The organism is Porcibacter vitabionis (genome assembly GCF_046263795.1).
GTDB lineage: Bacteria > Bacillota > Clostridia > Lachnospirales > Lachnospiraceae > Lachnocurva.
In genome coordinates, this window is sequence record NZ_JBJYZD010000004.1 from 127,892 (window position 1) to 141,145 (window position 13,254).

The 13,254-nt window shown below is 49.8% G+C and carries 12 protein-coding genes; 6 read left to right on the forward strand and 6 right to left on the reverse strand.

All coding sequences use genetic code 11. The annotated features are described in order from the left end of the window. Positions 1-376 precede the first annotated feature (376 nt). Positions 377-1,507, reverse strand: coding sequence for a tRNA-dihydrouridine synthase (locus ACKX2L_RS04900; protein ID WP_497550499.1), 1,131 nt, complete (start codon positions 1,505-1,507; stop codon positions 377-379). A 130-nt stretch (positions 1,508-1,637) separates the two neighbouring features. On the opposite strand from ACKX2L_RS04900, the gene ACKX2L_RS04905 reads away from it, so the two are divergent. After that, positions 1,638-2,240 carry a cytidylate kinase-like family protein gene (locus ACKX2L_RS04905; RefSeq protein ID WP_497550500.1) on the forward strand — a complete coding sequence of 201 codons (603 nt, stop codon included), beginning with the start codon at positions 1,638-1,640 and terminating at the stop codon, positions 2,238-2,240. A 124-nt stretch (positions 2,241-2,364) separates the two neighbouring features. On the opposite strand, the gene ACKX2L_RS04910 is transcribed toward ACKX2L_RS04905, so the two are convergent. From ACKX2L_RS04910 to ACKX2L_RS04930, 5 genes are all read right to left on the reverse strand, one after another. Continuing rightward, on the reverse strand, positions 2,365-3,342 hold the full coding sequence (locus tag ACKX2L_RS04910) for an alpha/beta hydrolase (protein ID WP_497550501.1): 978 nt from the start codon (positions 3,340-3,342) through the stop codon (positions 2,365-2,367). 90 nt (positions 3,343-3,432) lie between these two features. Then, positions 3,433-4,179 (reverse strand): alpha/beta hydrolase, encoded by a 747-nt coding sequence (locus tag ACKX2L_RS04915; RefSeq protein WP_497550502.1) that lies wholly within the window; start codon positions 4,177-4,179, stop codon positions 3,433-3,435. Then, on the reverse strand, positions 4,176-4,445 hold the full coding sequence (locus ACKX2L_RS04920; RefSeq protein WP_497552752.1) for a fatty acid kinase subunit FakA-related protein: 270 nt from the start codon (positions 4,443-4,445) through the stop codon (positions 4,176-4,178). The genes ACKX2L_RS04915 and ACKX2L_RS04920 overlap by 4 nt, the downstream gene beginning before the upstream one ends. Positions 4,446-4,615: 170 nt before the next feature. Beyond that, complete coding sequence (locus ACKX2L_RS04925; RefSeq protein WP_497552753.1) at positions 4,616-7,105, reverse strand: cation-translocating P-type ATPase; 2,490 nt, start codon at positions 7,103-7,105, stop codon at positions 4,616-4,618. 95 nt (positions 7,106-7,200) lie between these two features. After that, complete coding sequence (locus tag ACKX2L_RS04930) at positions 7,201-7,920, reverse strand: DUF2628 domain-containing protein (RefSeq protein ID WP_497550505.1); 720 nt, start codon at positions 7,918-7,920, stop codon at positions 7,201-7,203. Positions 7,921-8,100: 180 nt separating this feature from the next. On the opposite strand from ACKX2L_RS04930, the gene hisC reads away from it, so the two are divergent. The 5 genes from hisC to hisD all read left to right on the forward strand — a co-directional run bounded on the left by hisC (position 8,101) and on the right by hisD (position 13,165). Beyond that, positions 8,101-9,168 carry a histidinol-phosphate transaminase gene (gene hisC, locus ACKX2L_RS04935; RefSeq protein WP_497550506.1) on the forward strand — a complete coding sequence of 356 codons (1,068 nt, stop codon included), beginning with the start codon at positions 8,101-8,103 and terminating at the stop codon, positions 9,166-9,168. A gap of 127 nt (positions 9,169-9,295) precedes the next feature. Further along, a complete protein-coding gene (hisB, locus tag ACKX2L_RS04940) occupies positions 9,296-9,883 on the forward strand; it encodes an imidazoleglycerol-phosphate dehydratase HisB (RefSeq protein ID WP_497550507.1) in 588 nt (195 codons plus the stop codon). A gap of 129 nt (positions 9,884-10,012) precedes the next feature. Continuing rightward, a complete protein-coding gene (locus tag ACKX2L_RS04945) occupies positions 10,013-11,101 on the forward strand; it encodes an ATP phosphoribosyltransferase regulatory subunit (protein ID WP_497550508.1) in 1,089 nt (362 codons plus the stop codon). After that, positions 11,094-11,750, forward strand: coding sequence for an ATP phosphoribosyltransferase (gene hisG, locus ACKX2L_RS04950; protein WP_497550509.1), 657 nt, complete (start codon positions 11,094-11,096; stop codon positions 11,748-11,750). The genes ACKX2L_RS04945 and hisG overlap by 8 nt, the downstream gene beginning before the upstream one ends. Positions 11,751-11,878: 128 nt before the next feature. Then, a complete protein-coding gene (gene hisD / locus ACKX2L_RS04955; protein ID WP_497550510.1) occupies positions 11,879-13,165 on the forward strand; it encodes a histidinol dehydrogenase in 1,287 nt (428 codons plus the stop codon). The last annotated feature ends 89 nt before the right edge of the window (positions 13,166-13,254 follow it).

A 13,254-nucleotide genomic window follows, 5' to 3' on the forward strand; every position in this document is an offset into this window, starting at 1 on the left:
AATAGGCTGCAGATCAACGTCCGGTACTATCGTATTTCAGAAAAATGTTCTGCATTACGATAATTGGCCCGGGACAAGACCATAATAAAGCCACGTCTCTTGACGTGGCCGCTTACAGATATTTTCCTAGTACAATAATAAAGCCGCGTCTCCTGACGTGGCCGTTTGCAGACGTTTTATTTGCAATAAATAAGCCGCGTCTCTCGACGCGGCTCGTATGGGGGAGGATTATGAAAAAAAGTTTTTCAAATGAAGTATTCATTCATTTGATGATTACATCATATCGTCTAATTGTGATGATTTTGTGTATAAGAAAAGAAGGTTTTGTGAAAAAACGATGCTCCCAAAGGCAAGAGATGCCTATGTCAATCCATGATCATATCAGACAAATGTCGGTTAGATTCCTGACTGCCAGCCGGTAATCTTCCAGATTCCGGCTCTTTTTGATCTTCTTTACCATCTTTCGGAGGGGTTCTCTGCCAAAAACTTCCAAAAGATCCGGATTCTCCAGCCAGAAGCTCCACAATTCCTTCATCCGTGGCACACAGCTGTCCGGATAAGGATTTGCCCGGATGTATTCCTCCAGAAGTGTCTCATGAAAGGACACGAACAAACTCAAGCGGCCTTTTAGATCCTGACCGAGGCCCTCGCCATCCGGGCCCTCCTGAATTTTCAGGGCCAGGCTCGGATCATAGAGAAGTCCTCGACCGATCATGATCCCCGCCGCCTGGTGGAACCTCTCACGAACATCCTCTACATCCTCCACCTTCCGAAGATCCCCGTTATAAATCACCGGGCAGGGCAAGACTCGCAGAGCCTCGGAAAAGCACTCCAGATCCACATTTCCATCATAACCCTGGCATCCCAGCCGCGGATGCAGAACCAGGCGGCGCAGAGGATAAGAAGCATAGACCCGGAGCAAGTCATCGAACCGACTCTTATCCTGCATCCCGATCCTGCTTTTTACGGAAATATAGACCGGACAGCCATCTGCCTCCAAAATGCGAAATGTTCCCTCCAGAAACTGGTCTACATCCTCCGGGTCAGAAAGGAGACCCGCGCCCTTGTGTCGCTTTGTAACCGTCGGTGAAGGACATCCGAGATTCAGATTCACCTCCCCATAACCCAGTTCATACAGTTTTTCAGCTCCCCAAGCCAGCTGATCTGCCTTATTTGTTAATATCTGTGGAATGAGTGCTATAGATTGTTTACCTTTCACATCATCACAGACCGATTGATTTCCTTTTGGATTGGCATCACGAATCCATCGGTTTGCCTCTGGATTGGCATCACGAACCGATCGGTTTACCTCTGGATTAGCACCACGAATCCACCGGTTGACCTCCGGATTGACATCACGGATATCATGACTGCCGAACTTCTTATTCTGGTTCACTGTTAAGAAAGGCGTGTAATAGACAGAGATTCCTCCATAAATCTTCGCAAAGGCATTTCGGAAGGGGAATCCGGTGATTCCTTCCATGGGAGCAAATTCGATATGTAACAAGTGAAATCTCCTTATAGTTCTTTGTAAAAACTGCCTTGTATGCATTCTGGAATCTTGCATTTTACCAACAAATTCACTAAACTAAGAGTGTAGTCAGAATATTCCCAGCCATACAAGGAGAGTGATTTTTATGTATCCTATTATTACGATCAGCCGTGAATTCGGCAGTGGCGGACATTCCATCGGAGAACAGGTGGCAAAGAAATTAAATATTCCCTTCTTGGATGGAGAGATCGTCAACCAGACGGCAATCAACAGCGGTTACTGTAAGGAACTGATCGAGGAGCAGGGCGAGACAGCAAGCATGGCGAATAAATGGTTCGACGTTTCCGCAGCCAGCACCATGTACTTCCAGAGTCCCCAGGACGAAATCTTTTTGGCGCAGAGGAAGGTCATTCTCGAAACCGCCAAGAAGGGACCCTGCGTTATTGTCGGACGTTGTTCCGACTATATCCTTCGGCGGGCACAGATCCCCTGCATCAATGTCCTGATTCATGCCGATATGGAACATCGGAGAGCCAGAGTCCTGGAACGCTATGGTGAAATCAAGGACGTGGATGTGGAAAAGCGAATCAAGAAAAAGGACAAGCAGCGTCGCACTTACTACCGTTATTATACAGACCAGCATTGGGGCGATTACAGCAACTATGATCTGGCACTGGATTCCGGTACCCTCGGTGAAGAGTGCTGCATTGACATCATCTGTCAGCTGGCAGAGATGAGGGCGAAATAAATCTGCCCACAAGAGATGAGGGCGAAATAAATCTACCCACAGGAAGGGCCGGGGAATGATTCCCCGGCCTCTTTTTTTCCAAAACCAGATGAACAGTGGAAAAAAGCGAATCCAAACCGGGGAATTATTCCCCGGCCTCTTTTTTCCAAAACTCCAGGGCTTCTTCCAGCCAGCCCTCTGCATTGGTGCCAATTCCAAGGCCCACTCCATGGGGAACCTGGAAGAAACGCTGATACAAAAGCGGTATATTCTTCTTCCGAAGCGCTTTCGCTAAAACATCCGTATGTGCACCTGCCTTGACCAAAATGTCATCATCCCCGGTAAACATATAGACCGGCGGATAATCGTCATCGATCCATTTCTGTACACAGAGCGAATCTCTTTTTTCCTTTCCCTGGTGGGTACGGAACATGAAGAAATTCCCCCGCTCCTGGAACCAGATGCCGATCAGGCCTTCCCAGATATTCCAGTAAGGATGCTGCATCCAGTGATTGATATTACTCCAGGGATAACCCAGGATCAGAGTTCCCGGCTTTTCTGTCCCATAGAGATGCCAGCCGTATTTTCGAGTGCCATAAATACCTGCAAGATTGCCGCCCGCTGAAAAGCCGATCAGGGCATAACCGGTCGGGTCTACATTGAACGAATCTGCATGCTCTGTGATAAAGCGGACGCAACGTGCCAGATCCCGCATGGGCGCATGATCCGAGCAGCTGAAGCCGGTCCGATACTCGAGGACAAAGGCAGTGACCCCATCTTCGTTCAGCTTGGCTGCGACACTGTATCCTTCCGTATCCGTAATCACATGAGCATAACCGCCGCCCGGAAGAACAATGGCATATTTTCCCCGTTTTCCACTGTCACACGGGAAAATGGTCAGCCGAACATCCCCCAGTTTCTTATCGGCCTGAATTTCCTCCATGGTATAGAGAGGAAGCTGCCGCCAGCGGCCGGCCCGTTTCAAGTCCTGAACACGTGCTTTCCCCAATTTCTTATTGGTTGCCTTATGATCGACCCAATACATCCGGGCCATCATAAATACTGTCAAAGCCAGTGACAGAATGAGATAAATGATGATAACCTGGCGTAACAAATGGCCCATATCATTTTACCCTTTCTGGAATTTCTTACGATTCATTTCATTATGTGCCGGATTCGAAGCCCTGCCGGGCCCTCCGCCTGAAAAAAAGAACTATTTCCGACTCTCTCCGGAGACAAAATCCCATACAGCCTCAGCCGTCCGACTCTGCTGAGTCTTGTGATCAATCCTGGCATTCCCATCGCCGGCCTGGTGACCGTAATCCCCGAACTGTCCGTGATTTCCGCCATCCAGCACCTCGACCTGACTCGTTTTCAGAGAAACCTTTTCCTTATGAAGGACATGATCCTGACTACCGTAAATGGTCAGAACATCCCCTGCATCTGTCTTCGGATCGGTCACATAGGAAGCGAGTAAAATCAAACCCGCATAGGGATGCTTCTGACTTCTGAAGGTCTGACCGGCTGCAACACCGCCCAGAGAATGCCCGCTCAGATACCAGTTTTTCACATCAAGTTTCTTAAGGTTCGGATAAATATAGTCCGCGGCCTTCATATCAAATACCGCCAAGTCGAAGGGCATCGTAAGAAGAACGCAGGTAAAGCCTTTTTTTCGGAAAGCATCTAACTGAGGCAGATATGCCCTGGCATCTACCAGCCCGCCCGGATAGAAAATAATTCCTTCGGACTGCTGATCCGAGTCATCCGGGGTTAGAACTGCATAGCCGTTTTCCCAGGTCAGATGGCCATCAGCTTCCAGCCTCTTCTCGGTCTGCAAAGCTCTGGCATCCGCAGAATAGGCAGTAGATGCATAAGCTAGGACCAGACAGACTAAGCCCGTAGAAATCAAAAAAAAGATTCCGGCTGCAAGAAAACGTCTGTGATGTGGCGACTTTATCATCCCTGCAGGCCTCTTGTCTGCCGATCCATGTCCTCAACTACAATGTCATAGATCTCGCCCTTGCCAGCGCAATATTCCAGAACCTTCCAAGGTTCATTGGTGTGAAAATGCAGCTTGATCAAATCTTCATCTCCGACGCAAAGAAGCTCATCCCCTTTGAAATGGTCGGCAATATAATCATGGATCTCATCCACATCCAGTTCCTCATCATCTACCGGTTCTAAGAGAAGCTGTGTGTCATAGCGGAATTCAATTGACTGTGCCATTTTGGTTTCCTCCTGATTTCAAATGAAATATGCTGATCACAGTATCCAAAGTACGCTTACGCGTCTTTGCTTCAGTGCCATCAACAAACTGCTCAACATCGCACATATCCTACTGTAATACAGATGACCTTGGAATGAAATATTATATCACACCTGTGCATGGATTACATTCATAGGTTTTTTCGTCTTTTATTTTCCCTGCTCCTATTCTTCCCTTTGCTTTTCACAGACCTTCCTCTCCTCTTTCGCCCGGCCCTCTCGTCCACCTTCCGGTTCACCCAGTCTGCAAACCTGGTCAGATAGCGCATACAGGGTTCCGTCGCAATAGCAAAGAGAACAAAAAGCATGGCGCATTTGGTCGAGACAAAGCTGATTCCAAAGAGATCGTTGAAGAAGATCCCTGTAAAAAGCAGCCCGGCAATACAGCCCGTAATGACCGCGATTCGGTAAGCATTCCATGGTGCGCTGATGTTCAACAGAATGATAAAACCTACGATCGCAAGGAGAAAGGTTGCTGCCACCGAGACATCCCGCCCTGACACGCCAAAAGTATCTGCAAAGACGACCATAGCGGCGATTGCCAGAAAGTCCGTCAATGCAGCCGGCAGTGCCCGAATGAGGACTCTCCGCATAAAGTGCTCCTTGATCCTCTGGCGGTTAGGCTCCATAGCGAGAAAGAAAGCCGGTATTCCAATATTGAAAGCAGAAATCAGAGAGATCTGATTCGGTTCCAGAGGATACTGAATGATAGAGAAAATGGAAAACAGACCCAGAAGAACCGAGAAAATATTCTTTACCAGAAAAAGCGTTGCCGACCGCTCAATATTATTGATGATCCGCCTGCCCTCTCCGACGATCTCCGGAAGATGGGAAAACTCGGAATCCAGAAGGGCCACCTGGGCCGACTGCACCGCTGCATCGGAACCGGATGCCATTGCGATCGAACAATCAGAGTCCTTCATGGCAAGGATATCATTGACACCATCACCCGTCATGGCAACCGTATGTCCCTGGGCCTTTAATTCCTGCACGATCGTGCGTTTCTGTTCCGGCGTCACCCGACCGAAGACCGTCATCGTCTGGACGGCCCTTCGAATCTCCTCCCTTGTTTTCAAAGTGGAAGCATCGACATAACGGTCTGCATTTTCAATGCCCGCCTGCCTGGCCACATTCGATACCGTCACAGGATTGTCTCCGGAAATCACCCGGATCGAGACGCCCTGCTTTCGGAAGAAGCGGAAGGTCCTGGGCGCATTCTCCCGGACCGGATTCTGAAGAAGAGTGAAAAAGAGTGCCTCTGCCTCAGAAAGGCCCATCCCCTTTTTCGGCAGCTGGTCTTTCCCTTCTCCGACAAGGCGGGCAAAGACCATCACGCGGTAGCCCTTTTCGGCATAGCTGTCGACCTGATGCCGGTACTTTTCAAAATTCTTACCCAGAATGATCTCGGGTGCCCCGAAAAGGTAAACCCCATCGGAAAAAGCCACTCCGGAGTACTTATTCCGCGAGCTGAAGGGAAGGACCTCCTTAGCCGGGAAATTTCGATTGGAAGGAAAATAAGAACGGATGGCCTGCATGGAAATATTGTCATCCGTCTGAGCCGAGAGATAAGAGCCGAAGCGGAGAACCAGTTCCGAATTCAGTTTTTCCTCCACTGACCGCGGTTTTCCGGGATTCCCATCGGCATCCGGTTTCAAAATGTCAGCCTCCTCGCCGGGCAGAACACAGTCTGCAACCAGCATCTTGGTATCTGTAATGGTTCCGGTCTTATCTACACAGAGGACATCGACCCGGGCCAGGCTCTCAATACTCTTCATATCATGCAGCATGACCTTCTGCAGGGCAAGCCTTGCAGCACTCATGGCAAGAGTTACACTGACCAGGAGGTAGAGTCCTTCGGGAATCATACCGAGAACAACGGCTACCATGGAAGAAACCGAAGCCTGAAAAGAACTGCCTCTCCAGAACATGCCCTGGATAAATAACATCAGGCCGATTGGAATCAAAAGGACACCCATGACTCGGACCAGACGGTCAATCGACCGCACCATCTCCGATTGCTCCCCGTTTGACATCTCCCTTGCTTCCCTGGTCAGTCTGGACAGATAAGAATTTTCCCCGACCTTTGTCAGTCTGGCAAAACATCTGCCGGATACGACAAAGGATCCGGACATGAGATTCATCCCCGGTTTCTTCTCAATCTCATCTGCTTCACCGGTGAGTAGTGCTTCATTGACAGAAACCGTCCCCTTCTCCACTCTGGCATCGGCCGGGATCTGATCTCCACTCTGCAGAAGAACCAGATCATGTAAAACCAGCTTGTCGATCGGAATTTCTCTGACTTCCCCGTCTCTCATGACATGGGCAGCCATTGTGTTCATGATAGACAGCTTATCCAAAACACTCTTCGCATAGATCTCCTGGGCAATGCCGATCAGAGTATTGGCAATAATGACCGGGAGAAAAGTCAGTCCCCGGAAATTCCCGGAGACAATCAAAAGAATCGTCAGAATCAGAAAGATCAGGTTAAAATAAGTAAGTACATTCTCACGAATAATATCCCCGACTGTTTTCTGGGTCTTATCACTTTGAATATTCTGATTTCCTTTTCTGATTTCTTCGGCTGCCTCCCTTGAGGTCAGACCCTGAATCGTTTCTTCCATAAATCACCTGTTGACTGATATTCTCTTGTGACTGATATTCTCTTGCTTACAACTTTATTCCAGTCTGAGCTTCCCTGTTATTCAAATGACAAGCCTCACCGCATCACGGCCAGACTGAAGATCCAGTAAACCAGAAACAAGATCATGACCGGGACAATGGCAACTCCGCCATGGCGGCGGATAAAAGCCGGTTTCTGATCCTTGGACAGTTTCTTTACCTTACTCAAAAGACGACTGATATGCTCGAGATAGATCCGATCTCCGAAGAGTGCCATGGATACATCCAGGATCAGCGAAATGATCATTGCCAGCTGAGAACGGAAAATGAGGCCGAAAAAGCCGGCCATCAGTATGGTTACAATCGACATGGGATACATTTTCCGATAGGCAAACCAGATGGGTCCCAGGAGAAAGGCGCCCCAGTTCCATCCGAAAAGGCGGTTTTTCTCCCGCATCTTCTTGAACTTTTCTCCATAACCGAAGGCACCGGGCCCGATCAGAAGTTCCTCGTCCGTAAGCCCTGCCTCGCCGGACTCCAGGCGCTTTAACAGATCCTGCAGGTCTCCCTCATCCTGCCAGTCATAATCGGCAATGGGGTCTTTTTTATTTTCTGCATCCTTGCCATAACGCTCTTCCCAGATATTACGCGGGCCCTGCTTCTCTCCAACGGCAGCCGGCTCTCCATCGGCAGTCGGCTCTCCCTCTGCAAAAGGGTCTTCCCTTATGACGGTCTCCGGCGTCACAGGGGTTTTGCAGGCATAGCATATTTTCGAATGATCTGCGAGTCTGGCTCCGCAATTTTTACAGATCAGCATAGTATCACCTTCTCATTTCATGCTTTTTCGTCTACTTTACAATACCACAAAACCGCATCCGAATGCCAAGAAAGACTCTTGTTTCTAACTTAAATCTTGATTTGTGCTTCCATTTGGTTTATAACTTTAGCAAGTTAACACGCAAAAGAGATTTTAGAATAAAGGGATAAAAATACAGATATGTCAAAATTTCTCAACCGTCTTTATCAGGATCTGACCCCTTATACACCGGGAGAGCAGCCTCAGGACAAGAAGTATATCAAATTGAATACCAACGAGTCTCCTTTCCCGCCAGCGCCTGGAGTCATTGATGCTGTGAATCAGAAGGAGGCTGAAAACCTCCGCCTCTATTCAGACCCTGAACTAAAACCATTGAAAGCTGCCCTGGCTATTGCCTATGGACTGGATCCTTCGAATGTCTTCGTCTCCAACGGATCGGATGAGGCCCTGAATTACGCCTTCATGGCCTTCGGACAGGATGGTATCCTTTTCCCTGACATCACCTACGGCTTCTACAAAGTCCTGGTCGAGGCCAACCATCTTCCCTATGAGGAGAAAGCCCTCCGAAAGGACTTCACCATCGATATTTCTGATTATACAAATGTAGACCAGGCCGTTTGTATCGCTAACCCCAATGCACCAACCGGTCTCCTGTTATCTCTTGATGACATTCGGTCGATTGCCCGATCCAACCCCGGGCATGTGGTCATGATCGATGAGGCCTATATTGACTTTGGCGGCCAGACTGCCATTCCCCTGACAAAGGAGTTCGATAATCTTTTAGTCATCCAGACCTTCAGTAAGTCCAGGTCTCTGGCAGGCGCCCGTGTCGGCTATGCCATCGGCCCAAAGGCCCTGATTCAGGATCTCGAAACGATAAAATTTGCCCTGAATCCTTATAATGTCAACCGGATCTCCATGGCCTGTGCCATTGCAGCCGTCGAGGATCCTGCCTATTATCAGGCAAGGATCCGGGAAATCAAGGCCAATCGTGCCTATACGGAAGACGCCCTGGAAAAACTCGGTTTCCAGGTGATCCCTTCTTCCTCCAATTTTGTCTTTGCCCGTCATCCCGCTTACAACGGAGAAAAGCTCTATCAGGATTTGAAGGCAAATGGCATCCTGGTTCGTCATTTCACCGATCCGAAGATCACTTCCTATAACCGGATCACCATCGGAGCCATGGAAGAAATGGAGGCCTTGATCCGGACGATCGAAAGCCTCTTGGACAAAGCCGGTATCAAATAGAGTGAACTCTTGCCATATCAAAAGGTTTTTGGCATCTATTTCGCATCTATTTCATAGAATAAAAGCCCTGCTGTTTGCTATACTATTACTAAAAACAACACTGATCTGATCAAGAAAGGAGCCTGCCATGAGAGCTGCTGAAGTCAGCCGCACAACAACAGAAACCGATATCCGGCTCACCTTAAATCTGGATGGAAGCGGCCAGTCCGATATCCACACCGGGGTTGGTTTTCTCGACCATATGCTGACCCTTTTTGCCCGCCATGCCAACTTTGATCTGGCCCTGATCTGCAAGGGAGATACCTGGGTAGACGACCACCACAGCGTAGAGGATATCGGTATTACTCTTGGCGCTGCCTTTCGCGAAGCGCTCACAGACAAGCGTGGGATCTGCCGCTACGCTTCGCTGGCGCTTCCCATGGACGAAGCACTTGTTCTGGTAGCGGTCGATATTTCCGGCCGGGGCCAGGCCTTCACCGACCTGACCTTCCCTTCCGAAAAAATCGGAAGCTTCGATACGGAGCTGGTGAAGGAATTTTTCCTGGCTCTGGCAGCCAATGCCGGAATCACGCTTCATGTCAGGAAACTGACCGGAGAAAACAGCCACCATATCGCTGAGGCTGCCTTCAAGGGACTGGGACATGCCCTTCGCGCTGCAGTTTCCATCGACCCAAAGCAGGCTGATCGCATTCCTTCCACCAAGGGACTCCTGTAAAAGGCCCCTTAGAATCGCAGGAACTTGTTTAGAAAGGGGATCTGGCAGACAAAAGCGAACTGCTGTCTCTGCCTTCCTTATGTCTTGTTCACCAACACGATCCGAAAATTTTGAAAGAAGACCAACCGCATGATCGAACAGAAATTAAATGCCTTATATGAGACCTACGGCTACCGGAAATTCAAGATCTCCAAATTTGAACCCTATGATCTCTATGCCGATAACCGGGACTTTTTGAAATCCAGCCAGCTCATCACCTTTACGGATCTGGACGGATCCCTTCTCGCTCTAAAACCCGATGTCACCTTAAGCATTGTAAAGTCCAACAGTGGCGGCGAGGAAAAGGTCTATTATAATGAGACCGTCTACCGTCCCAAGGAAAACCACTACCGGGAGATCCTCCAGGCCGGCGTGGAACGGATCGGGAAGATCGATCGTTTCTCTGAAGCCGAAGTCATCGCCCTGGCTGCAAAATCCATTCAACTCATCAGTAAAAAGTACATCATCCGCCTTTCGGATGCGGCTTTTCTCGGGGAACTTTTTCAGGTTTTCGGCATCAGCCCTTCCACCCGGGAAGAACTGCTTGTCATGTTTTCCATGAAGAACACCTCGGGAATCGATGAAATGGTGAAGGATGGCCGCCTGACCCTTGCCAGTGCAGACAGCATCCGCCATCTCATAGACCTCTATCTCCCCTTCCGCGAAGGCGTGGAAGAAATCCGGAAATATGCTTTTTCCAACGCTTCCATGGAGATGGTTCGTAATCTCTCTGACCTTGCCAGGGTCCTCGATGCCTATGGTGTTCTGGACTCTATTTACCTGGATTTCTCTCTTGTCAATTCTATGGACTACTATAATGGCATACTCTTTCAGGGAGCTGTTGCCGAGATTCCTTTCACCATCCTGACCGGTGGCCGTTACGACCGGCTGCCTGAGAAAATGGGAAAGAAAGAGGGTGCCATCGGCTTCGCCCTGGATCTGGATCTGGTGGAAAATTATCTTTCCAAGCCGAAAACCTATGATGTGGATGATCTATTGGTCTATTCCGAGGAGGAAGATCCGGCAAAACTTGCCTCCATCGTGGAAGGCCTGATTGCCAGGGGGCACAAGGTCCGCACGGTCCGCGAAGATGAAAGGAAGACCATGGAGCAGAAAGTCAATGCACGATCTGTGCTGAATCCGACGGAAGCAGAGAAGGAGATCAAATCCAATGATTAATATCGCACTGCCCAAGGGGCGTCTGGGTGACCGGACCTACAGTCTGATGGCAGCTGCCGGTTTCGACTGCCCTGCCATTCTGGAAAAGAACCGGAAACTGACCTTTGAGAATTCCGAAAAGGGAGTCCGCTATTTCTGGGTCAAACCATCCGACGTATCGATTTATGTGGAACGCGGCGCTGCGGATATCGGAGTCTGTGGCAAGGACATTCTCCTGGAATATCAGCCCAATGTCTATGAACTTTTGGATCTCGGAATCGGCAAGTGCCGCATGTGCGTCGCCGGTCCTCGTGATTTTATCGATCCAAGAGACCGGACCCTTCGTGTCGCAACAAAATTTCCGAACATTGCCGGAGAATATTATGAATCCGTCGGCCGTGATATCGATATCATCCATCTGAACGGATCCATCGAGATCGCTCCTATCCTGGGATTAAGCGATGTCATCGTCGATATCGTAGAAACCGGCAGCACCCTCCGGGAAAATGACCTCGTGGTCCTCCAGGAGATCATCCCCATCAGTGCCCGGCTGATCAGTAATAAGGTCAGTTTCCAGTTCCGCCATGACGAGATCCAGGCGGTTCGGGACGGCCTGAAGAACCTGATCCTTTCCGGGCAGAAAGTAGAAACGATCAGTTTGCAGCACTAAGCCTTTGAAAGGTTCGATCCGAAAGGAAGCACCTGCAGCAGGGATCTTAAGTATGATTCCAATGGCCGGCCGTCTGAAAAGCGACGGGGCCGGTCTACATTACACCAAAGAAAGAAAAGAGGCTCGACATGATTCGAATTTTTGAAATGGGAAAAATCAAGGATGAAGAGATCTTCGCCCGGAGCGAACCGACCTCCGAGGTCGAGGCAATCGTCCGGGACATCATCTCCGATGTCAGAAGCCGTGGCGATGCCGCCCTTCATGACTACAGCGCCCGCTTTGATCACGTAGAACTGGATGATTTCCTTGTCACTGATGAGGAAATGGAGACCGCTCTAAAGAAAGTAGAGTCTGAATTTCTGGAGGTTCTGAAAGAGGCAGCCGACCACATCCGTTCCTTCCACAAGAATCAGGTCAGACAGAGCTTTATTCAGACGGACCGGGAAGGCGTTGTCTTAGGACAGCGGATCATTCCGCTCGATAAGGTCGGCCTTTACGTACCGGGCGGCACCGCAGCTTATCCTTCCACCGTTCTCATGGATGCCATTCCTGCGGAGATCGCAGGCGTTCACGAGATTGTGATGACAACGCCGCCTTCCAAGGAAGGCTCGGTCAATCCTTATATCCTGGCAGCCGCCAAGGTCGCCGGCGTCGGCCGGATCTACAAGGTCGGCGGAGCCCAGGCCATTGCAGCCCTGGCTTACGGAACCGAAAGCATCCCCCGCGTCGATAAGATCGTCGGCCCCGGAAATGCCTTCGTTGCAGAAGCCAAGAAGCAGGTCTTCGGCCAGGTCAACATCGATATGATCGCCGGGCCTTCCGAGATCCTGGTTCTCTCCGATGGAAAGTCCAATCCCCGCTATCTGGCCGCCGATCTCCTTTCCCAGGCCGAGCATGACAAGAATGCCTCCGCTGTTCTGGTAACCATTTCCATCGAAGAAGCGAAGGCGGTCCAGACAGAGATCGAAGCTCAATTGAAGAAATTGAAGCGGGAAGAAATCGCCCGTGCCTCCATAGACAATCATGGCAAAATCATCGTAGCCCACGATATCACAGAAGGAATCGCCGCTGCCAACCGGATCGCCCCGGAGCACCTGGAACTGGCCCTTGACCAGCCTTTCGACTATCTCGGACAGATCAAAAATGCCGGATCGCTCTTCCTGGGCCGCTACAATCCAGAGCCCTTAGGCGACTACTTCGCAGGCCCCAACCACACCCTGCCGACCTCCGGAACAGCCCGTTTCTACAGCCCTCTGTCTGTGGATGATTTCGTAAAGAAGATGCAGTACAGCTACTATACCAGAGAAGCACTAGAAAAAGACTGCGATAAGGTCTCTCTTTTCGCCCGGAGGGAGGGTCTGACCGGACATGCCAGAGCCGTAGATATCCGTTTTGGCAAGGAAGACCGGGACTAAAACCACCTGTTAAGAACCCTTTCTTTGAAGATGGATGATCCATTTTTCCGTGCGGAAAGATAGACCGATGCGAGATGCTCATCGAATGG

What these genes read in the sequence shown, in the direction of transcription:
- ACKX2L_RS04905 (WP_497550500.1), top strand. Translation starts at nt 1,638, where the DNA reads ATGTATCCTATTATTACGATCAGCCGTGAATTCGGCAGTGGCGGACAT.
- ACKX2L_RS04910 (WP_497550501.1), bottom strand. Translation starts at nt 3,342, where the DNA reads ATGGGCCATTTGTTACGCCAGGTTATCATCATTTATCTCATTCTGTCA.
- ACKX2L_RS04915 (WP_497550502.1), bottom strand. Translation starts at nt 4,179, where the DNA reads ATGATAAAGTCGCCACATCACAGACGTTTTCTTGCAGCCGGAATCTTT.
- ACKX2L_RS04920 (WP_497552752.1), bottom strand. Translation starts at nt 4,445, where the DNA reads ATGGCACAGTCAATTGAATTCCGCTATGACACACAGCTTCTCTTAGAA.
- ACKX2L_RS04925 (WP_497552753.1), bottom strand. Translation starts at nt 7,105, where the DNA reads ATGGAAGAAACGATTCAGGGTCTGACCTCAAGGGAGGCAGCCGAAGAA.
- ACKX2L_RS04930 (WP_497550505.1), bottom strand. Translation starts at nt 7,920, where the DNA reads ATGCTGATCTGTAAAAATTGCGGAGCCAGACTCGCAGATCATTCGAAA.
- hisC (WP_497550506.1), top strand. Translation starts at nt 8,101, where the DNA reads ATGTCAAAATTTCTCAACCGTCTTTATCAGGATCTGACCCCTTATACA.
- hisB (WP_497550507.1), top strand. Translation starts at nt 9,296, where the DNA reads ATGAGAGCTGCTGAAGTCAGCCGCACAACAACAGAAACCGATATCCGG.
- ACKX2L_RS04945 (WP_497550508.1), top strand. Translation starts at nt 10,013, where the DNA reads ATGATCGAACAGAAATTAAATGCCTTATATGAGACCTACGGCTACCGG.
- hisG (WP_497550509.1), top strand. Translation starts at nt 11,094, where the DNA reads ATGATTAATATCGCACTGCCCAAGGGGCGTCTGGGTGACCGGACCTAC.
- hisD (WP_497550510.1), top strand. Translation starts at nt 11,879, where the DNA reads ATGATTCGAATTTTTGAAATGGGAAAAATCAAGGATGAAGAGATCTTC.